Origin of the sequence: Pseudomonas sp. PB103, from assembly GCF_009764635.1 — a bacterium.
In the GTDB taxonomy this organism is placed as follows: domain Bacteria; phylum Pseudomonadota; class Gammaproteobacteria; order Pseudomonadales; family Pseudomonadaceae; genus Aquipseudomonas.
On sequence record NZ_RWIL01000072.1, the window covers coordinates 20,749 to 41,214 of the forward strand.

The window sequence follows — 20,466 nt, forward strand, 5'->3', positions numbered from 1 at the left end:
CCATTGCGCAGGATTGCTCCATCACCGACACCTGCCGGCCCTGCGGCTGCAAGCGGGCGAACTTACCAGATCAATTCAGCCTGCGCTACTCCCGGATGTCGAGGCCCCGGCGGGTGGCGCTTGCAAAAGTCTGACAAGCCGTGTCTGGCGGTGTTGGAGACCTGTTCAATCACTGATTTTAGTCAATCCTGGAGCGTACGCTCATATCGTTACAGTCCAGCGTTCTTGAGGCTGTGACCGCTGCGGGTTCTCGCTCGTTCCGGCAGATGGGTAGAATCGTCTCTTTTTCCCTTTCGAAGGAAAACCAATGGCTCAGCCGTACAGTGCGCGCAGTCGTGCGATCGAACCGTTCCATGTAATGGCGCTGCTGGCGCGGGCCAATGAATTGCAGGCTGAAGGCCACGACGTGATCCATCTGGAGATCGGCGAGCCGGACTTCACCACGGCCGAACCGATCATTCGGGCCGGGCAAGCGGCGCTGACGGCGGGCAAGACCCGTTACACCGCTGCGCGCGGGATTCCCGAGTTGCGCGAGGCGATCGCCGGTTTTTACCAATCGCGTTACGGCTTGAACATTGATCCGCGGCGGATTCTGATCACGCCGGGTGGTTCTGGTGCGCTGTTGCTGGCCAGTGCGCTGCTGGTCGACCCCGGTAAACACTGGCTGTTGGCGGACCCAGGCTATCCGTGCAACCGGCACTTCCTGCGATTGGTCGAAGGTGCCGCGCAGCTTGTCCCAGTGGGCCCGGACGTGCGCTATCAACTGACCCCGGATCTGGTCCAGCGTCATTGGGACCACGACAGCGTCGGCGCGCTGGTTGCCTCGCCGGCCAACCCGACCGGGACGATCCTGACCCGCGATGAGCTGGCCGGGTTATCCACAGCCATCAAGGCGAAACACGGGCATCTGGTGGTGGATGAGATCTATCACGGTCTGACTTACGGCACCGATGCCGCCAGCGTGCTGGAAGTCGATGACAGCGCTTTTGTCCTGAACAGTTTCTCCAAGTACTTCGGCATGACCGGCTGGCGCCTGGGCTGGCTGGTCGCGCCGGAAGCGGCGGTCGGTGATCTGGAAAAGCTCGCGCAAAATCTCTACATCAGCGCCCCGAGCATGGCGCAATACGCTGCATTGGCGTGTTTCGAGCCGGACACCATCGCCATTCTGGAGGAGCGTCGCGCCGAATTTGGTCGTCGTCGCGATTTCTTGCTGCCCGCCCTGCGCGCGCTCGGATTCAACATCGCCGTGGAGCCGGAAGGCGCGTTCTATTTGTACGCCGATATCAGCCAGTTCGGCGGCGATGCCTTCGCGTTCTGCCGTCATTTCCTCGAAACCGAGCACGTCGCCTTTACGCCGGGGCTGGATTTTGGTCGTTATCAAGCCAGTCATCATGTGCGTTTTGCCTACACGCAAAACCTCCCTCGCTTACAAGAAGCGGTGGAGCGCATCGCCCGTGGCTTGAAGAGTTGGCAAGGCTGATGCGCTTTTATCCCCCTCTTGAAGAAGCGCGGTTGATTCGTCGATACAAACGCTTTCTCGCCGATATCGAGACCGTTAGCGGCGAGTTGCTAACGATTCACTGCCCGAACACCGGCTCCATGCTCAATTGTCAGGTCGAGGGCGGGCAGGTCTGGTTCAGCCGCTCCAACGATCCCAAACGCAAATTGCCCGGCACTTGGGAGATTGGCGAAACCCCGCAAGCGCGGCTGTTTTGTGTGAACACCGGACGCGCCAACGGGTTGGTCGAGGAAGCCTTGCAGGCTGGCGTGATCAGCGAGTTGAACGGGTTTACCGCGTTGAAGCGAGAAGTCGCCTATGGGCAGGAAAAAAGCCGTATCGATTTCCGCCTCGAATACCCGAGCGGCCCGGCGTATGTGGAAGTGAAAAGCGTCACCCTGGGCTTCGATGGCACGGCGGTGGCGGCGTTTCCGGATGCCGTGACCCAGCGTGGCGCCAAGCATCTGCGTGAGCTGGCGCATTTGGCTCGCGACGGGATTCGGGCGGTGCAGTTGTATTGCGTCAATCTGGGCGGGATTGAAGCGGTGCGGCCTGCGAAGGAAATCGATTCGGCGTACGCCGATGCGCTTCTCGAAGCCGTTGCCTGTGGCGTTGAGGTGCTGGCGTACGGCGTGCGCTTGAGTCATGAAGAAATGGTCATCGACCGGCGTCTCGACGTCTTGCTCAACGGTTAAATATCGATCCACAAGCCTTGCGCGTCTTCGCGGCAGGGGATGGCGTTGAGTGACTGCCCGGCGCAAGGCCCGGCCACGCATTCGCCGTCCTCGATGAGAAACAGTGCGCCGTGGGTGGCGCACTGGATCAGACTGTTGCTGGGGTCAAGAAACTGGTCGGGCTGCCATTCCAGCCCGACGCCGCGGTGCGGGCAGCGATTGAGGTAGACATAGGCCTGGCCGCTGCGGCGCACGGCAAAGAGCTTTTTCCCGTCGACTTCAAAACCACGACTGGCGGCTTCGGCCAGATCGGCGCCTGCGCAGAGAAACTTCATGACTATCCTCTAGTGTCCGCTCGTGTCCGGATATGTCCGAGCTTGACGTTTAAATGCAAACAATTATCAAATGACGGCCTTCGTCCGCAGGGCGGCTGGCAGATGCCGAGGATACTTGGCCTGCCATTCTGACGCCCGGGAAAAACCTTATTCAAGGAAGCTGGATATGCGCCTGAGTACCCGCGTTGCTGTGCTGTGTGCCGGACTTTTCGTCAGTCACCAGGCGGCAGCGGCTGATTTGCCGCAACGTTGGGTCAGTGCCGGCGGCGCGCTGTCGGAGTGGGTCAGCGCCTTGGGGGGCGAGTCGAAGCTGGTTGGCGTCGACACCACCAGCCAGCATCCCGAGTCGCTGAAGGCGCTGCCGAGCATCGGTTATCAGCGCAGTCTTTCCGCTGAAGGCATTCTCAGTCTGCGCCCGGACATCCTGATCGGCACCGAGGAAATGGGCCCGCCGCCGGTGCTGTCACAGGTGAAAGCGGCCAAGGTTCAGGTGGAGTTGTTCTCGGCGCAGCCGGATCTGCCGACGCTGGAGAAAAACGTGACTCACTTGGGCCAGTTGCTGGGCGCCGAGCCACAGGCTGCGCAACTGCTGCAACGTTATCAACAACAACTCGATGCGCAGCAAGCACGAGTGACCGATGCGCAGACCCAACAGAAAGCGCCAGGCGTGCTTTTATTGCTCGGACATGCTGGCGGCAAACCGTTGATTGCCGGTAAGGACACCGCCGCCGATTGGCTGCTGCAACAGGCGGGTGGGCATAACCTGGCGACGCATACCGGTTACAAACCTTTTTCCGTGGAATCTCTGGCCAGTCTCGACCCTGAAGTGTTGGTATTCGCCGACCGTGCGCTGACCGGTGAGGCGGCGAAAGCCGCGCTGTTCAAGGAAAACCCGATTCTCGATTCAAGCCGCGCCGCCAAAGCAGGCCGGGTGATCGAGCTGGACCCGACCCTGCTGGTCGGCGGCCTCGGGCCACGTTTGCCTGCGGCGCTGAAAACCCTGTCTGACGGTTTCTATCCGGCCCAGAGCGGCCAATGACCACACTGGTCAAACCCCGTGCCTTGTTCATCGGCCTGACGCTCCTGTGTTTGCTGGCGATCTGGCTGTCATTGGCGCTGGGGCCGGTGAGCCTGCCGCTGATCGATACGTTGCGCGCAGCGTTGCGCATGCTTGGTGTACCGCTGGCGCCAGAAGGGCTGGAGCAGGCCGAGCTGATTCTCGGGCAGATTCGTCTGCCGCGTACCTTGCTCGGGTTGGCGGTCGGCGGTGTGCTGGCATTGTCTGGCGTGGCGATGCAGGGATTGTTTCGTAACCCCTTGGCAGACCCCGGACTGGTGGGTGTTTCCAGTGGCGCGGCGTTGGGTGCGGCGATCGCGATTGTCGGGGGCTCGTTTTTTGGCGGTTTACCGGAGTGGTTCGGGCCTTATCTGTTGTCGGTCTGCGCGTTTCTCGGCGGGCTCGGGGTCACGGCACTGGTCTATCGACTCGGTCGGCGCAACGGCCAGACCAATGTCGCGACCATGTTGCTGGCGGGTATCGCGCTGACCGCGCTGGCCGGTTCGGCCGTCGGCCTGTTCACTTATCTGGCAGATGACGCAACCCTGCGGACGCTGACGTTCTGGAACCTTGGCAGCCTCAATGGCGCCAGTTACGCGCGGTTGTGGCCGTTGCTGATCATCAGCGTTGGTGTGGCGTTGTGGTTACCGCGTCGGGCCAAGGCGCTGAATGCCTTGCTGCTCGGTGAGTCGGAAGCCGGGCATCTGGGCATCGATGTCGAGCGACTGAAGCGCGAGTTGGTGTTTTGCACCGCGCTGGGTGTCGGCGCTGCGGTGGCAGCGGCGGGGATGATCGGCTTCGTCGGTTTGGTGGTTCCGCATCTGGTGCGTTTGCTGGCGGGCCCGGATCACAAAGTGTTACTGCCGGCATCGGTGTTGGCGGGGGCGAGCCTTTTGCTCTTGGCTGACCTGGTCGCGCGGTTGGCGCTGGCGCCTGCCGAGTTGCCGATCGGTATTGTCACCGCGTTTATCGGTGCGCCGTTCTTTCTATTTCTGCTGTTGCGAGGACGTGCCTGATGCTGCGTGCGCAAGATCTGCACATTCAGCGCGGGCGCAAGGCAGTGCTCAGCGATGTCACGCTGCAACTCGAACCGGGCGAAGTGCTTGGCGTACTCGGGCCGAACGGTGCCGGCAAAAGTACCTTGCTCGGTGCGCTGTGCGGTGAGTTGGCGCCCAGCGCGGGCGGCGTTTCGCTCGACGGGCAAGTGTTGAGTCACTGGACCGGACAGCAGCGCGCGCAACGCTTGGCTGTGTTGCCTCAAGTGTCGACCCTGGACTTTGCCTTTCGTGTCGAAGAAGTGGTCGGCATGGGCCGCCTGCCCTATCAAAGCGGTCGCGTGCGTGATGACGAAATCATCGCCGCAGCGTTGGCGGCGGCGGATGCCGGGCATTTAAGCGGTCGCAGTTATCTGGCACTGTCCGGTGGTGAGCGCCAGCGCGTGCATCTGGCGCGGGTGTTGGCGCAGCTCTGGCCGGGACAAGCCGGGCAAACGCTGCTGCTGGACGAACCGACGTCGATGCTTGATCCGTTGCATCAACACACCACGCTGCAAGCGGTGCGTGAGTTTGCCGATCGCGGGGCGGCGGTGCTGGTGATCCTGCATGATCTGAATCTGGCGGCGCGCTATTGTGATCGTATTCTGCTGCTCGAAGGCGGGCGTCCGGTAGCGCTGGACACCCCGGAGCAGGTGTTGCGGCCGGACTCGCTGAAGGCTGTGTTCGGTCTTGAAGTGTTGGTGCAGCCGCACCCGGAGCGCGGGCATCCGCTGATCATTGCCCGCTGACTGAATCATCGAGGTGATGGCATGCGTGGGTTGTGGCTGTTGGCAGTGGTGTTGCTTGCGGGGTGTCAGCATGTTGTTGCGCCACCGCCGATCAGTGGCCAGATTCGTGACCTGCGCAGCGGTGAGGAGCTGACGGCGCAGCAACTGGTGAAACGCCTTGCTGGACCCGAGCGACTGATCATTGGCGAGCAGCATGACAATGCTGATCATCACGCCGCGCAATTGTGGCTGTTGCAGTCGCTCGGCGAGCAACGGCCGCAGGGCAGTCTGTTGCTGGAAATGCTCACGCCGGATCAGCAGCCCAAGGTAGATGCCGTTCGCCAGGCAACGTCGCCGTCCGCCAATCTTTCAGAGGCGCTGACCTGGCAGGATGGCTGGGACTGGAATCTCTATGGGCCGATCGTGCGCTTTGCTCTCAGCCAGCCATATCCGCTGCTGGCGGCCAATCTTGAAAACAATGAAATCCGTACCTTCTACCGCAACCCGCCGGTGCTGAGCGGTGCGCGCAGTAATGCGGCGTCGGTGAAAAGCACGTTGCTGGCGCAGATCAGTGAATCCCATTGCGGGTTGCTGCCCGCAGCACAGATGCCCGCGATGCTGGCCGTGCAGCAGCAGCGTGACCGACGCATGGCTGAGCGCATGCTGGCGGCGCCCACGCCTTCGATCTTGCTGGCTGGCGCGTGGCATGCGCGCAAGGATGTCGGAGTGCCGTTGCATGTCGTGGATCTGGGCGCCACTCAAGAGCCAACGGTGTTGATGCTGGCAGAGCGGGGCGCAGCGGTGACTGCCGCGATGGCCGATTTCGTCTGGTACACCGCCCCGACGCCCAAGCAGGATTACTGCGAACAGATGCGTGAACAATTCGGCAAATGACTTTTCCACAGGCAAAAAAAGACCCGGTAAAAAACCGGGTCAAATAACCGTGATTAGCCTGATGAGGAGATAATCTGAGAGTCCGAACCAAGGGCTTTTCAGAATATCGACTGATATCGCGACCAGTTGTGATAATCATAGCGATTCTCATTACCGCGTCAACAACTGTTTTCTCATTTCTTTGATTCAGGCTCAAAAATGGCCGGGATGCCCCAAAAAAAGGGGGCTGGGAATTAATTTCTGATTTCGGTCATTTGGCTGACTTGTTTATTCAGTTGGCCGATACGCCGCGCCATGCTTTCGATCAGGCTGTGGGCAATCTTCGGATTGGTGCGGGTCATGCTCAAAAACTGCTCACCGGGAATCAGCATCACTGTGCTCGCTTCTCGGGCGATGACCGTGGCATTGCGCGGTTCGCCGGTGAAGACCGCCATGGCACCGAAAATCTCGTCCTTGGGCACATCGCCGACCTTGTGCCCTTCGACAAAGGCCTCGGCATGGCCGTCGATGATCACGAACACATGATCGGCGACGTCGCCCTGCTTGATTAGAATCTCGCCGGCCTCAACCCGTTTGAAACCATTTGTGCTGCGAAACTCGCGTGGTTTCAGCTCGGCGACGGTGTGGGCGAGAATTGCCATTTGCCCCAGCAGATACGCAAGAAATTGATCCGCCCGGCCGGCGTCGGCGTACAGATGCTGAAACACCTCATGGCGTCGATAAGGCGTCAAGCGCAGTGGCCCGTCACTGTACAGGCGGCAATCGTCCCATTCATCGCCACGCTGCAGGCCGATCAGGTCGCCTTCTTGCCAATAAAACAGCGGACGGGCAGCGATGCAGCCGTTGATCACACCTTCAGCCAACAGAAACAACTGATCGCCGGGTAACTGCGCGAGCAAATCATCCGTCGCGTCCAGTTGCAGATCCGGCCCGCACGGCACCAGGCCGAGCAGCCACTGCGCGGGCAAACTCTGTAGGCGATTGATCAGTGCATCGGCATATGCCGATTGTTCCCCCAGCAAATACATGACGGTCAGCGTCCGTTCAGTTCTTGTGGCGCGAGGAAATGGCTTCGAGCTGTTTGTTCAGGGCGTCCTTGCGTTCGGCGGGGATGTCGTTCCAGTGCACGTCCATCAGCGCGCCTTCGATCGCATACAGCAACACCTTCGATGCGCGAAACCCGCGGGTACGCACGGCCCGGTAGGCGTCCACCGCGCCCAGGCGACGCAAGTCCGAGGCGCTGTGGATGCCCACGGCATGCAGCCATTGCGCCGACGTCTTGCCAAGATTCTTCAGGTGTTGCAGTTCATCATTCATCAAGCCTCCTTGCGACGGCCGAATGGTGCGTGGGCGAGCTTCTCAGGAGTGTAGCCATCAGTAGGAAAAGCGTGGTTGTTTGGTCGGATTCGACGCAAATGCTTCTAAGAAAAGGAGCTTGAACGGGCTGCGAGCGCAGAAGGGAGGGAGAAAACACACATATCAATGTAGGAGTGAGCCTGCTCGCGATAGCGGGCTGGCAGGCACACATATGTTGAATGTTAAACCGCTATCGCGAGCAGGCTCACTCCTGCAGGGTAGGCGCTGGATGGTTATTTCAGCGGGTGCGATAACGCAGGCGCGTACCGAAATTCATCGACATCAGAATCTCGTCGGCACTCAGCTCCGGCGGGAAGTACGCCCCGGAAATCTGCGCGTGCGCCAGGCTGGCGCCTTCAAGCGACGCATTACGAAAATCGATGCCACGTAAATCGGCCGAGCGGAAATACGCGTCCCGGAAATCCACGCCATCGGCGTTCAATTCACGCAGGTCAAGGCCTCGGAAGTCGCCACCGACCATGTCGATCGGGCCGTCTTGCGGGCGCTCGTTGTTGAAACCTGTGATGTCATCCTTGTGCAGCAAGGCATACAGCGGGGAGTCGAGCAGTTTCGGCTGGCTCATGTCAGATCACCTGTTGGTTTTATGACGCCAGTATAGTGCCACTATTTGACGGCCGTGAAGCAAGCGAGGGCTTCACGGCCGAAATAGTTTCTTACAGGCCTGGCAGGCGCTGACGAATCTGCGCGACCACGGTGTCCAGCGTGCCGGATTCGTTGGTCTGCACGCGTTTGCTGCGCAGAATTTCTTCCGGCGTCAGCGCTTCACGATTGGCTTGCTGTGCTTCGATCACGGCCAGCGTGGCGTCGGACGGATCCTGTTTATCCGCCTGACGAATCGCCAGCCAGCTCTCGATCACCGCTTGTGGCGCGTTGCAGTCGAGGATCAGGAACGGTGTGCCGGTGGCTTCAGCAATTTTCGCCGCGTTGTCGCGTTGCTCGCGTTTAAGGTAAGTCGCGTCGATCACCACCGGGAAACCGGCGTGCAGAATGATTTCAGCAATTTCATGCAGGCGTGCGTAGGTCGCCACACTGGCGTCGGCGCTATAGATGCCGGCCTGCACGTCGTTGGCGACGGTTTGCTCACCGAACAGGCGCTTGCGTTCAACATCGGAACGCAGGCGGATCGCGCCCAGTGCTTCGACCAGGCGCATGGCCACGTGGCTCTTGCCGACCGCGGAAACGCCGTGGGTAATCGCCATGAAGCGCGAAGGAATGGTGCTGTAGCTTTCGGCCAGGTTGGCGTAGTTGCGGTACTGGCGCAGGGTGGTGGCGCGCTGCACTGGCGTCGCGTCCGCGGGCATGCTGAACAACGCAACCTTGGCGCGAACCAGTGCACGGTAGGCTTTATAGAAGTTCAGCACTTCGAGGCCTTGATAGTCGCCGGTCAATTCCAGGTATTGGCTGATGAAGCGGCGCGCCAGGGATTTCAGGCCACGGTCTTCAAGGTCCATCGCGAGGAAGCCGGTGTCGGCCCAGACGTCGGTGAAACGGAACGGTTCGTTGAACTCGATGCAGTCGAAGATCACCACTTTGCCGTCGATGACCGTGGCGTTGCCCAAGTGGATGTCGCCGTGGCATTCACGGGTAAAGCCTTCGGTTTTGCGCTGGGCGAACAGTGGCTTGAGACGTTCGAAGCTGCTTTCGGCCCAGGCTTTCAGTGCGTCGAGTTGCAGCAGATCGTTTTTGTCGCTGAGGAACGGCAGGATCTGCTCAAAGTTTTGCGACACCGGCGCCATCACGCTGTCCGGGGTACCGGCGTCGTGTTCGGCCGGGACTTTTGGCGCGGTGAGGTGGAAGCGGGCGATTTGCTCGGCCATCTCGTCGATGTGCTGGGTGGTGAGTTCGCCGTTGGCTTGCAAAGTGCTGAGCAGACCGGTCTGTGGGAATTGGCGCATTTTCAGCAGATATTCGATCGCCGGGCCTTCACCGCCGAGTTGCGGTGCTTCGACGCTGCCGGTCACTGGCAATACTTCCAGGTACAAATCGTCGGTCAGGCGCTGGTTCAGACGCAGTTCTTCTGCACAGAAATGTGCACGCGACTCGAGGCCGGTGAAGTCGAGGAAACCGAAATTGACCGGTTTCTTTACTTTATAAGCAAAGGGGCCGGTGAGGATCACCCACGAGATATGGGTTTCGATGACCTGAAACCCTTCGACAGGGTGCGGGTAGAGGGCCGGGTTTTGCAGGGCAGCGATCAGTGACTGGCTCACGGGCGATCCTTCAGAGAGGGGGGAAATTCAAGGCGGCCATTATGGCCGCTCGCCAGCCTGACGCAAACCTCGGAGCGCTCCTGTTGAGTATGAATAAAGTGCGTATAATCCGCCGCCATGACTCGAACTCGATCCCCCCGTACCAAGAAAAAACCACCTTCCAAGGGCCTTAGCCCGTGGTTGAGCTGGGCCATTAAACTCAGTCTGGTCGGCCTTGTCGTGCTGGCCGGCTTCGCCGTTTACCTCGATGCCGTGGTGCAGGAGAAGTTCTCCGGCAAGCGCTGGACCATCCCGGCGAAGGTCTACGCGCGGCCGCTTGAGCTGTTCGTCGGACAAAAGCTCAGCAAGGACGATTTCCTCACCGAACTCGATGCCCTTGGCTATCGCCGCGAAGCCGTGAGCAATGGTCCCGGCGCCGCAGCCGTCAACGGTAATACGGTCGATCTGAATACCCGTGGCTTCCAGTTCTATGAAGGCCTGGAGAAGCCGCAGCCGGTGCGCGTGCGTTTCTCCGGCGATTACGTGGCTGAGTTGTCGGCGACCAACGGTTCGAAACTGTCCGTGGTACGCCTTGAACCGTTGATGATCGGCGGCATTTATCCAAAGAATCTCGAAGACCGCATTCTGATCAAACTCGATCAGGTGCCGCCGTACCTGCTCGAGACCCTGGTCGCTGTAGAAGACCGCGATTACTACAGCCACTGGGGCGTGTCGCCGAAGTCGATTGCCCGGGCTATCTGGGTCAACACCTCTGGCGGCAAGATGACCCAGGGCGGCAGTACGCTGACCCAGCAGTTGGTGAAAAACTTCTACCTGACCAACGAACGCAGCCTGACCCGCAAGCTCACCGAAGCGATGATGGCGCTGTTGCTGGAAATGCATTACGACAAGAAAGAAATCCTTGAGGCCTACCTCAATGAAGTCTTCGTCGGGCAGGACGGTCAGCGCGCAGTGCACGGTTTCGGTCTGGCCAGCCAGTTCTTCTTCGGTCAGCCATTGTCCGAATTGAAACTGCATCAGGTCGCGTTACTGGTCGGTATGGTCAAAGGTCCGTCCTACTACAACCCGCGACGCAACCCGGAGCGCGCGTTGGAGCGGCGTAACCTGGTGCTCGACGTGCTTGAGCAGCAGGGCGTGGCGACGGCCGAGCAGGTCGAAGCAGCGAAGAAAATGCCGCTGGGCGTGACCACGCGCGGCAAGCTCGCCGACAGTTCCTTCCCGGGCTTTATCGATCTGGTCAAACGGCAGTTGCGCGAAGATTACCGCGACGAAGACTTGACCGAAGAAGGCCTGCGGATCTTCACCAGTTTCGACCCGATTCTGCAGATGAAGGCCGAAGCCTCGGTCAACGACACCTTCAAGCGTCTGTCCGGGCGCAAGGGCTCCGACGATGTCGAAGCAGCGATGGTCGTGACCAACCCGGAAACCGGCGAAGTGCAGGCGATGATCGGCAGCCGTCAGGCCAGTTTTGCCGGCTTCAACCGGGCACTCGATGCGGTGCGGCCGGTGGGTTCGTTGATCAAACCGGCGGTTTATCTCACCGCGCTGGAGAAACCGAGCCAGTACACGCTGACCAGTTGGCTGTCCGACGATCCGTTGTCGGTCAAAGGCGCGAACGGTCAGGTGTGGAAACCGCAGAATTATGATCGCCGCTCCCACGGCACGGTCTTCCTCTATCAGGGCCTGGCGCACTCCTACAACCTGTCGACCTCGCGTCTGGGTCTGGAAGTGGGCGTGCCGAATGTGTTGAAAACACTGGGTCGTCTGGGCGTTACGCGTGAATTCCCGGCCTTCCCGTCGATGCTGCTGGGTGCCGGCGGCATGACCCCGATCGAAGTGGCGACCATGTACCAGACCCTCGCCAACGGTGGTTTCAACACGCCGATGCGCGGGATTCGCAGCGTGCTGACCGCCGAGGGCGAACCGCTCAAGCGTTATCCGTTCCAGATCGAGCAGCGTTTCGACCCGGCGTCCATCTATCTGATCCAGAACGCCATGCAGCGCGTGATGCGTGAAGGTACCGGCAGTTCGGTTTATAACGTGCTGCCCAAGACCCTGACACTCGCCGGCAAGACCGGCACGAGTAACGATTCCCGTGACAGCTGGTTCGCCGGTTTCAGTCAGGACCTGCTGGCGGTGGTGTGGCTGGGCCGCGACGATAACGGCAAGACGCCGTTCACCGGGGCCACCGGCGCGTTGCAAGTCTGGACCAGTTTCATGCGCAAGGCTGATCCGCTGCCGCTGGACATGCCGCAGCCGGACAACATCGTCCAGGCCTGGGTCGATTCGCGCACCGGGCAGGGCTCCGATGCCAACTGCCCAGGGGCGGTACAGATGCCGTATATTCGCGGCAGCGAACCGCCACCCGGCGCCGCCTGTGCAAGCGAAACGCCTGCTTCCGGCGAGTCGGTGATGGATTGGGTCAAGGGCTGGATGAATTAAGCAAAGAGGGTTTCAAGTGAACAAGTGGTTGATTCCAGCGGTGACCGCCGTGGCTTTGCTCAGCGGCTGCTCTACCGTACAGCGTGGTTCGATCCCGGTGGTCGACTCCGGTACGGCTGTGTCCAACAGCGAACGTATTTCGGCCAATGGCGGTTTCCGTCAAACGACCGTAAAGCGTCCTGCGCAGGCTCAGGCTCAGACTCAAGCGATCCCGCAAGGCGATACCGGCGTGGTGGTGATGGTGCCGGGTGGCGGTGCCGCCGTGTCGACGCCGATCAGCTCTTCGCCTATCGAGTCGGGCCCGGCGTCCGGCGGTATCACCTCGGGGCCGTACACACCTCCGTCCGTTGAATCGGCACCGATCAATTCCGGCAGCTACAGCATGCCTTCGACGCCGAGCGGGATTCCTTCCGCCAGCAGTGGCGGCGGCTTGTCGGCAGACGAACAGCTGGACGGCCCGGTGCTCGCCTTGCTGACTACCGCTCAGCAGCAACAGGCGGGCGGCGACCTCAACGGCGCGTCTTCCAGCCTGGAACGTGCACAGCGCGTCGCTCCACGTGAGCCGCAAGTGCTTTATCGTCTGGCGCAAGTGCGCATGGCTCAAGGGGATGCGCCGCAAGCCGAGCAGTTCGCCCGTCGTGCGCTGACCATGGCCAACGGTCGCCCGGACCTGCAAGCCAGTCTGTGGGAAATCATCGCTCAGTCCCGCGAGAAACAAGGCGATTCCGCCGGCGCCGCTCAGGCCCGTCAGAAGGCCAAGGTTTCGCTGTGATGGATGCCCGTTTCCCGAAAATCGCCGATCAGTTGCTACTGATCGAGCGTGAATTGCGCACACAAGGCTGGTGGGACGAGGTATCGCCGTCGGCCGAAGCCCTGAGCAGTGTCGAGCCGTTTTCGGTCGATACGCTGGACTTCGAACAATGGCTGCAATGGATCTTCCTGCCGCGCATGAAGATGATCCTCGAACAGGATCTGCCGTTGCCGAATGCTTCGGGTATCCAGGAGATGGCAGAAATGGTCTTCGCCCAGCGCAACTTGGGTGGTAAGGATCGTCAACTGCAGGTGCTGCTCAAAGAGTTCGACCTGCTGATCACCGCCTCGCGCTAACCCCCGATCCTTTTCGGGGCGGACACCTTTCCCGGTAACCCCGATCCTGTCGGCGTGTACACCGGAAACTGTAGGAGCTGCCGAAGGCTGCGATCTTTTGATCTTGTTTTTAACACCAGGATCAAAGGATCGCAGCCTGCGGCAGCTCCTACAGGTGTCTACTCGCAATTCTGTGCGATTTGTTTCTGCGCTTCAGCGATGCGCTCCTGCCGCTGCGCGTCATCCAGCCGGCGTAACTGTCCCTCTACTTCCTCCCTCAAACGCGGATTGTTCTGCAATTGCGCCAGGTTCGTCCGCGCCTGCTCGCAAAACTGCTTGAGCTGCGCCTGCTGATCCGCGACCTGTTTCTTCACCTTGTCATCAATTGCCTTCTGATCACCGAGTACGCCACTGCCCGACATCGCCGCAGGTTTCGGCGGGGCCGGGGAGGGCCTCTGCACGGTAGTGGAAGATTGACCCGGTGGAGGCTGCGCATCGAAATGCGTAACCCCCTGTGCATCGACCCATTTGTAGATTTGAGCGGCCATGCACCATGGGCTGAGGCCGATCAGCAGAGTAAGGATGAGCGTTCGCATGCTGATTCCTTGGCAAAATTGCGCAATTGACACTAACAGAGTAGCGGTTTCCAGGTTTTTTCTTGCGTTCTCATGTGCTTACCCACAATTAACCACACAGACGACTTGACTTGGAGAGGGCGAAACAGAAGAATCGAAAGTCCGCTGTAGAGGGACTGCCAGAAGCAGACCCACTCGGTAGATCATGAGGCGCACATCCGCGCCGACCTGTTACACCCGCAACGCGTTACCTCGCGCTGGGTGGGAAAGGCCCGCAACACTTGGGACGATCCCAATACTTGCTCAGTCAGTGCTGACGTAGTCGGCGACCACCGTCGCTCATGCTCTGCCGAGAAGTAAACCTATTAAGACCCGCCCCTTTTTTGTGGACGGTATTCTGGCGTTTTAGAGGTGAACAACGTGGAGCTTTTATCTGGCGGTGAGATGCTCGTCCGCTTTTTGCGTGACGAAGGCGTCAAATATATCTACGGGTACCCGGGTGGTGCTCTCCTGCATGTTTACGATGCCCTGTTCAAAGAACCGGAAGTGAATCACATCCTGGTTCGTCACGAACAAGCGGCAACCCATATGGCTGACGGCTACGCCCGTGCCACCGGTAAAGCCGGCGTGGTATTGGTGACTTCCGGTCCAGGCGCCACAAACGCCATCACCGGTATCGCCACGGCCTATATGGATTCGATTCCAATGGTGATCATTTCCGGTCAGGTGCCAAGCACCATGGTCGGCACCGACGCGTTCCAGGAAACCGACATGATCGGCATCTCCCGGCCGATCGTGAAGCACAGCTTCATGATCAAGCACGCCTCGGAAATCCCGGAAGTCATGAAGAAGGCCTTCTACCTGGCGCAATCCGGTCGTCCGGGCCCGGTCGTGGTCGATATCCCGAAAGACATGACCAACCCGGCCGAGAAGTTCGAATACATCTTCCCGAAGAAAGCCAAGCTGCGTTCCTACAGCCCGGCCGTTCGCGGTCACTCCGGGCAAATCCGCAAGGCAGCAGAAATGCTTCTGGCGGCCAAGCGCCCAGTACTCTATTCCGGTGGCGGCGTGATTCTCGGCAACGGTTCCGCACCGCTGACCGAACTGGCAAAAATGCTTAACCTGCCCGTGACCAACACTTTGATGGGCCTGGGCGGTTTCCCCGGCACTGATCGTCAGTTCATCGGCATGCTCGGCATGCACGGCAGCTACACCGCCAACCTGGCGATGCACCACGCTGACGTGATCCTCGCTGTCGGCGCGCGTTTCGACGATCGCGTGATCAACGGCCCGGCGAAATTCTGCCCGAACGCCAAGATCATCCACATCGACATCGACCCGGCTTCGATTTCCAAAACCATCAAGGCCGACGTGCCTATCGTTGGTCCGGTTGAGAGCGTCCTGACCGAAATGGTCGCGATCCTCAAGGAAATCGGCGAGACCCCGAACAAGGAGTCCGTGGCCAGCTGGTGGAAGCAGGTGGATGAATGGCGCGGTGATCGCGGCCTGTTCCCTTACGACAAGGGCGACGGCAGCGTGATCAAGCCGCAGACCGTGATCGAAACCCTCTGCGAAGTGACCAAGGGCGATGCCTTCATCACTTCCGACGTCGGTCAGCACCAGATGTTCGCGGCGCAGTACTACACGTTCAACAAGCCGAATCGCTGGATCAACTCCGGTGGTCTGGGCACCATGGGCTTCGGTTTCCCGGCGGCCATGGGTATCAAATTGAGCTTCCCGGATGACGACGTTGCCTGCGTCACCGGCGAAGGCAGTATCCAGATGAACATCCAGGAACTGTCGACCTGCCTGCAATACGGTTTGCCAGTGAAAATCGTCATCCTCAACAACGGTGTTCTGGGGATGGTTCGTCAGTGGCAAGACATGAGCTACGGCAGCCGTCACTCGCACTCCTACATGGAATCGCTGCCTGACTTCGTCAAGTTGGCGGAAGCCTACGGCCACGTTGGCGTACGCATCACCGAATCGAAAGATCTGAAGTCGAAGATGGCAGAAGCGTTTGCCATGAAGGATCGTCTGGTGATCATCGACGTTTCGGTCGACACCAGCGAGCACGTCTATCCGATGCAGATCAAAGACGGCTCGATGCGCGACATGTGGCTGAGCAAGACGGAGCGTACTTAATCATGCGGCACATTATTTCCTTGCTTCTGGAAAACGAACCCGGCGCTTTGTCTCGCGTAGTCGGCCTGTTCTCGCAGCGCAACTACAACATCGAAAGCCTGACCGTGGCCCCGACCGAAGACCCGACCCTGTCGCGTCTGACGCTGACCACCGTTGGTCACGATGAAGTCATCGAGCAGATCACCAAAAACCTGAACAAGCTGATCGAAGTGGTCAAGCTGGTGGACCTGTCGGAAAGCGCTCACATCGAGCGCGAACTGATGCTGGTCAAGGTCAAGGCCACTGGCGCCCAACGCGCCGAGATCAAACGCACCACCGATATTTACCGTGGACAGATCGTCGACGTCAGCGCCAGCGTGTATACCGTTCAATTGACCGGTACCAGCGACAAGCTCGACAGCTTCATTCAGTCCATCGGCACCGCATCGATTCTGGAAACCGTCCGTAGTGGCGTAACCGGTATTGCCCGCGGCGACAAAGTACTCAGCATCTAAACCAAATTAGTGAATGGCCTGAACGGCCTGGATATATAGGGGAATTTCATGAAAGTTTATTACGAAAAAGACTGCGACCTGTCGATCATCCAGGGCAAGAAAGTTGCCATCATCGGTTACGGTTCCCAGGGCCACGCCCAAGCGTGCAACCTGAAAGATTCCGGTGTCGACGTTACCGTTGGTCTGCGTAAAGGTTCGGCCACTGTTGCCAAAGCTGAAGCTCACGGCCTGAAAGTGACCGACGTTGCTTCCGCTGTTGCGGCTGCCGACCTGGTCATGATCCTGACCCCGGACGAGTTCCAGTCGTCGCTGTACAAGAATGAAATCGAGCCGAACATCAAGAAAGGCGCCACCCTGGCCTTCTCCCACGGCTTCGCGATCCACTACAACCAGGTTGTTCCGCGTGCCGACCTCGACGTGATCATGATCGCGCCGAAAGCCCCGGGCCACACTGTACGTTCCGAGTTCGTGAAAGGCGGCGGTATCCCTGACCTGATCGCGATCTACCAGGACGCCTCGGGCAACGCCAAAAACGTTGCACTGTCCTACGCTGCTGGCGTTGGTGGCGGTCGTACCGGCATCATCGAAACCACCTTCAAGGACGAGACTGAAACCGACCTGTTCGGCGAACAAGCCGTACTGTGCGGCGGTACCGTTGAACTGGTTAAAGCCGGTTTCGAAACCCTGGTCGAAGCTGGCTACGCGCCGGAAATGGCCTACTTCGAATGCCTGCACGAACTGAAGCTGATCGTTGACCTCATGTACGAAGGCGGTATCGCCAACATGAACTACTCGATCTCCAACAACGCCGAATACGGCGAGTACGTGACTGGCCCGGAAGTCATCAACGCCGAGTCCCGTCAGGCCATGCGCAACGCCCTGAAACGTATTCAGGACGGCGAATACGCCAAAATGTTCATCAGCGAAGGCGCAACCGGCTACCCTTCGATGACCGCCAAGCGTCGTAACAACGCCGCTCACGGTATCGAAATCATCGGCGAGCAACTGCGTTCCATGATGCCGTGGATCGGTGCCAACAAGATCGTCGACAAAGCCAAAAACTAAGTCGTCGTCCTCTGTATGAAAAAACGCGGCCTCGGCCGCGTTTTTTCGTTTGAGCCGGTGGTTCTGGTATAAAGCTGCAGCGTTTGTGGCCGAACTGTCGTCCTCAGACACCTGTTGAATTTTCTCCAAACCGTTGCAAGGTAATGTCCATGAGCGAACGTCCCGAAGAGCCGAACAAGGCTTCTGACGCCGAAAGCCTGCTGCCCATCGATGAACACATCGAAGAAGGGCACGACGCAGAAGGTCGTAAAGTCCGGCATCGTGGTATCTATCTGCTGCCGAATCTGTTCACCACTGCAAACCTGTTTGCAGGGTTTTACTCCATCATCAACTCGATGAGCGCGCAGGCGGCATTGAGCGCGGGAGATTCCGCCAACGCGAGCAAGTATTTCGCCTTTGCCGCGATCGCGATTTTCGTCGCCATGGTGCTCGACGGCCTCGACGGCCGTGTGGCGCGCATGACCAATACGCAAAGTGCCTTCGGTGCCGAGTACGACTCGCTGTCGGACATGGTTGCGTTCGGTGTTGCACCGGCGTTACTGGCCTTCGGCTGGGCGCTGGGTGACATGGGCAAGGTCGGCTGGATGGTTGCCTTCATCTATGTCGCGGGCGCGGCATTGCGTCTGGCGCGTTTCAATACTCAGGTGGGTACGGCGGACAAGCGCTATTTCATCGGTCTGGCCAGTCCGGCAGCGGCCGGTGTTGTCGCGGGGATTGTCTGGGCGTTCAGCGATTACGGTATTCAGGGTTCGAAGATGTCTTTCCTGGTCGCGCTGATGGTCGCGGCTGCCGGCATGCTGATGGTGAGCAACATCAAGTACAACAGCTTCAAGGAGCTGGACTTGAAAGGGCGCGTGCCATTCGTGGCGATCCTTGCGGTAGTGCTGGTGTTCGCCGTGGTGTTCAGCGATCCACCGCGCATTCTGTTGCTGGTGTTCCTTGCCTACGCGGCGTCGGGCCCGGTGCAGTACCTGTTGCGCCTTCGTCGGCACAAAAAAGCCGAGTGATGTAATTTCCCGCATACTCCGCAGTCTATGGGTGCATCTGTCCTCCAAAGCTGCGGAGTTGTCATGCTGATCAAAATCCCCAAAGCGTCTGACTGTCATGAGTCGGATGTCACGCCTGAATCCATTTATATCTCGCGCCGCCAATTGCTCGGAGCCACTGCTGCCGGCATCGCCGCCAGTAGCCTGCCGCGTTGGGCCAATGCCGACGATGCTGCTCGGTATGCCGATGTTGAACCGGGCAAGGCGCCTGCCTGGTTCGCTGAAAAACTGCCTTCTACTAAATGGGGCGCGGTCAACGTCAAGGATGAGGCGGTTACACCTTATAAAGACGCGACCCACTACAACAACTTCTATGAGTTCGGTACCGACAAAGGCGATCCGGCGGCGAATGCTGGCTCGCTGAAAACCGAGCCCTGGAGTGTGGTGATAGACGGGGAGGTGGGTAAGCCCGGGCGATATGCGCTGGAAGACTTCATCAAGCCGTACCAGTTGGAGGAGCGTATCTATCGCCTGCGCTGTGTCGAGGCGTGGTCAATGGTGATCCCGTGGATCGGTTTTCCGATATCGGCTTTGCTCAAACAAGTTGAGCCGAATGCCAAGGCCAAGTACATCCGCTTTGAAACCTTGCAGGATCCCAAGAGCATGCCCGGCCAACGCTCCGGGTTTGCCTTGATCGATTGGCCTTATGTAGAGGGCTTGCGACTGGATGAAGCAATGAACCCATTGGCGATTCTGGCGGTGGGCATGTATGGCCGCGAGTTGCCGAATCAGAATGGCGCGCCGCTGCGTTTGGTGGTGCCGTGGAAGTATGGTTTCAAGAGCGTCAAATCCATCGTGCGTATCAGTCTGGTCAGCGAGCAGCCGAAAACAACCTGGCAAAGCATCGCGGCGGATGAATACGGCTTTTACGCGAATGTGAATCCAACAGTTGATCACCCGCGCTGGACGCAGGCGCGGGAGCGGCGCTTGCCGAACAGTCTGTTCAAGCCGAACGTGCGTGATACGCAGATGTTCAACGGCTACTCGGATGAAGTTGCTTCTTTATATACAGGGCTCGATCTGCGGAAGAACTACTGATGCGATTTCCGTTATGGCGTATTAGCGTTTTTATTGCGGCGGCAGTCTGGCCGATGCTCTGGTTGTATCAGGCGCTTGAGGATTTGCTCGGGCCGGATCCCGGCAAGGTATTGGTCGACCGCCTGGGACTGGGGACGTTAGTGCTGCTGTTGATCACCTTGAGCATGACGCCTCTGCAGAAACTCACCGGGTGGGCAGGGTGGATTGCTGTGCGCCGTCAGTTGGGGCTTTGGTGTTTCGCCTACGTGGTTTTGCATCTGTGCAGCTATATGGCGTTTATCCTCGGTTTCGATTGGTCGCAACTGGCGGTCGAGTTGCGCAAGCGGCCTTACATAATAGTAGGGGCGTTGGGCTTTCTCGGATTGTTGGCGCTCGCCGTGACGTCCAATCGCTACAGTCAGCGTCGTTTGGGCTCGCGCTGGAAGAAGCTGCATCGCCTGGCGTACGTGATTTTGGGTTTGGGTTTGCTGCATATGCTGTGGATCGTGCGCGCTGATCTTGAGGAATGGGCGATCTATGCCTTTATAGGTGCAGTGCTTATGCTGCTGCGTATACCGCCCGTGACGCGGCGTATCCCGCGTTTGCTGGCCAAAAAGCCGGTTTTGCAAGAAAAGCGAAATTAACGGTTGACGGCAGATCTCAGATGTCTATAATTCGCCCCACTTCCGGCGCAGTCGAAACGGAAAACTCCTTGAGATTCAATGAGTTATGTAGGTTTCGGCAGCAGGTGCTTCAGTTCATCGAAGCGCAGAAAGAAGTTGAAAAAGA

Annotated in this window: 21 protein-coding genes; 15 read left to right on the top strand and 6 right to left on the bottom strand. The window is 59.2% G+C overall.

Features of this window, described 5'->3' with window-relative positions; all coding sequences use genetic code 11:
• Window positions 1-307: 307 nt before the first annotated feature.
• Window positions 308-1,480: a pyridoxal phosphate-dependent aminotransferase gene (locus EJA70_RS13570; RefSeq protein ID WP_158831303.1), complete on the top strand. Its 1,173-nt coding sequence runs from the start codon at window positions 308-310 to the stop codon at window positions 1,478-1,480.
• Window positions 1,480-2,193: a DNA/RNA nuclease SfsA gene (gene sfsA, locus EJA70_RS13575; protein ID WP_158831305.1), complete on the top strand. Its 714-nt coding sequence runs from the start codon at window positions 1,480-1,482 to the stop codon at window positions 2,191-2,193. Before EJA70_RS13570 ends, sfsA begins: the two co-directional genes overlap by 1 nt.
• Here sfsA and EJA70_RS13580 read toward each other — a convergent pair.
• A complete protein-coding gene (locus tag EJA70_RS13580) occupies window positions 2,190-2,507 on the bottom strand; it encodes a Rieske (2Fe-2S) protein (protein ID WP_158831307.1) in 318 nt (105 codons plus the stop codon). The two genes, sfsA and EJA70_RS13580, sit on opposite strands and share 4 nt — an antisense overlap.
• A 166-nt stretch (window positions 2,508-2,673) precedes the next feature.
• Here EJA70_RS13580 and EJA70_RS13585 point away from each other — a divergent pair, with 166 nt between their 5' ends.
• From EJA70_RS13585 to EJA70_RS13600, 4 genes are read left to right on the top strand one after another with little or no spacing between them, the layout of a single operon-like run.
• A complete protein-coding gene (locus tag EJA70_RS13585) occupies window positions 2,674-3,546 on the top strand; it encodes a hemin ABC transporter substrate-binding protein (RefSeq protein ID WP_158831309.1) in 873 nt (290 codons plus the stop codon).
• A gap of 50 nt (window positions 3,547-3,596) precedes the next feature.
• Entirely contained in the window at window positions 3,597-4,580 is a 984-nt protein-coding gene (locus EJA70_RS13590) for an iron ABC transporter permease (RefSeq protein ID WP_178116859.1), read from the top strand.
• Window positions 4,580-5,347, top strand: coding sequence for a heme ABC transporter ATP-binding protein (locus EJA70_RS13595; protein ID WP_158831313.1), 768 nt, complete (start codon window positions 4,580-4,582; stop codon window positions 5,345-5,347). The genes EJA70_RS13590 and EJA70_RS13595 overlap by 1 nt, the downstream gene beginning before the upstream one ends.
• Before the next feature lie 21 nt (window positions 5,348-5,368).
• Complete coding sequence (locus tag EJA70_RS13600; RefSeq protein WP_158831315.1) at window positions 5,369-6,220, top strand: ChaN family lipoprotein; 852 nt, start codon at window positions 5,369-5,371, stop codon at window positions 6,218-6,220.
• 233 nt (window positions 6,221-6,453) lie between these two features.
• On the opposite strand, the gene EJA70_RS13605 is transcribed toward EJA70_RS13600, so the two are convergent.
• The 4 genes from EJA70_RS13605 to EJA70_RS13620 all read right to left on the bottom strand — a co-directional run bounded on the left by EJA70_RS13605 (window position 6,454) and on the right by EJA70_RS13620 (window position 9,807).
• On the bottom strand, window positions 6,454-7,248 hold the full coding sequence (locus EJA70_RS13605) for a Crp/Fnr family transcriptional regulator (protein ID WP_158831317.1): 795 nt from the start codon (window positions 7,246-7,248) through the stop codon (window positions 6,454-6,456).
• 16 nt (window positions 7,249-7,264) lie between these two features.
• On the bottom strand, window positions 7,265-7,537 hold the full coding sequence (locus EJA70_RS13610) for a TfoX/Sxy family protein (RefSeq protein ID WP_003228231.1): 273 nt from the start codon (window positions 7,535-7,537) through the stop codon (window positions 7,265-7,267).
• 277 nt (window positions 7,538-7,814) lie between these two features.
• Window positions 7,815-8,159, bottom strand: coding sequence for a pentapeptide repeat-containing protein (locus tag EJA70_RS13615; RefSeq protein ID WP_008080829.1), 345 nt, complete (start codon window positions 8,157-8,159; stop codon window positions 7,815-7,817).
• A 91-nt stretch (window positions 8,160-8,250) separates the two neighbouring features.
• Window positions 8,251-9,807, bottom strand: a complete 1,557-nt coding sequence (locus EJA70_RS13620) for a bifunctional aminoglycoside phosphotransferase/ATP-binding protein (RefSeq protein ID WP_158831319.1) — start codon at window positions 9,805-9,807, stop codon at window positions 8,251-8,253.
• Between the two features lie 117 nt (window positions 9,808-9,924).
• Between EJA70_RS13620 and mrcB the strand changes: the two genes are divergently transcribed.
• Genes mrcB through EJA70_RS13635 form a run of 3 tightly spaced genes read left to right on the top strand, consistent with a single transcriptional unit; the run spans window position 9,925 to window position 13,356 of the window.
• Window positions 9,925-12,249 (top strand): penicillin-binding protein 1B, encoded by a 2,325-nt coding sequence (gene mrcB / locus EJA70_RS13625; RefSeq protein ID WP_158831321.1) that lies wholly within the window; start codon window positions 9,925-9,927, stop codon window positions 12,247-12,249.
• Between the two features lie 16 nt (window positions 12,250-12,265).
• Complete coding sequence (locus tag EJA70_RS13630; RefSeq protein WP_158831323.1) at window positions 12,266-13,021, top strand: hypothetical protein; 756 nt, start codon at window positions 12,266-12,268, stop codon at window positions 13,019-13,021.
• Entirely contained in the window at window positions 13,021-13,356 is a 336-nt protein-coding gene (locus EJA70_RS13635; RefSeq protein WP_007909947.1) for a YqcC family protein, read from the top strand. Before EJA70_RS13630 ends, EJA70_RS13635 begins: the two co-directional genes overlap by 1 nt.
• Window positions 13,357-13,514: 158 nt before the next feature.
• Here EJA70_RS13635 and EJA70_RS13640 read toward each other — a convergent pair whose 3' ends face one another.
• The gene (locus EJA70_RS13640; protein ID WP_158831325.1) at window positions 13,515-13,931 is read right to left on the bottom strand and encodes a DUF4124 domain-containing protein; all 417 of its coding nucleotides are present in this window, start codon (window positions 13,929-13,931) and stop codon (window positions 13,515-13,517) included.
• A 399-nt stretch (window positions 13,932-14,330) separates the two neighbouring features.
• Here EJA70_RS13640 and EJA70_RS13645 point away from each other — a divergent pair, with 399 nt between their 5' ends.
• From EJA70_RS13645 to msrQ, 6 genes are all read left to right on the top strand, one after another.
• Complete coding sequence (locus EJA70_RS13645) at window positions 14,331-16,055, top strand: acetolactate synthase 3 large subunit (RefSeq protein ID WP_158831327.1); 1,725 nt, start codon at window positions 14,331-14,333, stop codon at window positions 16,053-16,055.
• A 2-nt stretch (window positions 16,056-16,057) separates the two neighbouring features.
• Window positions 16,058-16,549 (top strand): acetolactate synthase small subunit, encoded by a 492-nt coding sequence (ilvN, locus tag EJA70_RS13650; protein WP_003176102.1) that lies wholly within the window; start codon window positions 16,058-16,060, stop codon window positions 16,547-16,549.
• Between the two features lie 48 nt (window positions 16,550-16,597).
• Window positions 16,598-17,614, top strand: coding sequence for a ketol-acid reductoisomerase (gene ilvC, locus EJA70_RS13655; protein WP_053123857.1), 1,017 nt, complete (start codon window positions 16,598-16,600; stop codon window positions 17,612-17,614).
• Window positions 17,615-17,763: 149 nt separating this feature from the next.
• A complete protein-coding gene (pssA, locus tag EJA70_RS13660; RefSeq protein ID WP_008080822.1) occupies window positions 17,764-18,621 on the top strand; it encodes a CDP-diacylglycerol--serine O-phosphatidyltransferase in 858 nt (285 codons plus the stop codon).
• 63 nt (window positions 18,622-18,684) lie between these two features.
• Window positions 18,685-19,698 (top strand): protein-methionine-sulfoxide reductase catalytic subunit MsrP, encoded by a 1,014-nt coding sequence (gene msrP, locus EJA70_RS13665; protein ID WP_158831329.1) that lies wholly within the window; start codon window positions 18,685-18,687, stop codon window positions 19,696-19,698.
• A complete protein-coding gene (msrQ, locus tag EJA70_RS13670; RefSeq protein WP_158831331.1) occupies window positions 19,698-20,321 on the top strand; it encodes a protein-methionine-sulfoxide reductase heme-binding subunit MsrQ in 624 nt (207 codons plus the stop codon). Before msrP ends, msrQ begins: the two co-directional genes overlap by 1 nt.
• Window positions 20,322-20,466: the final 145 nt, after the last annotated feature.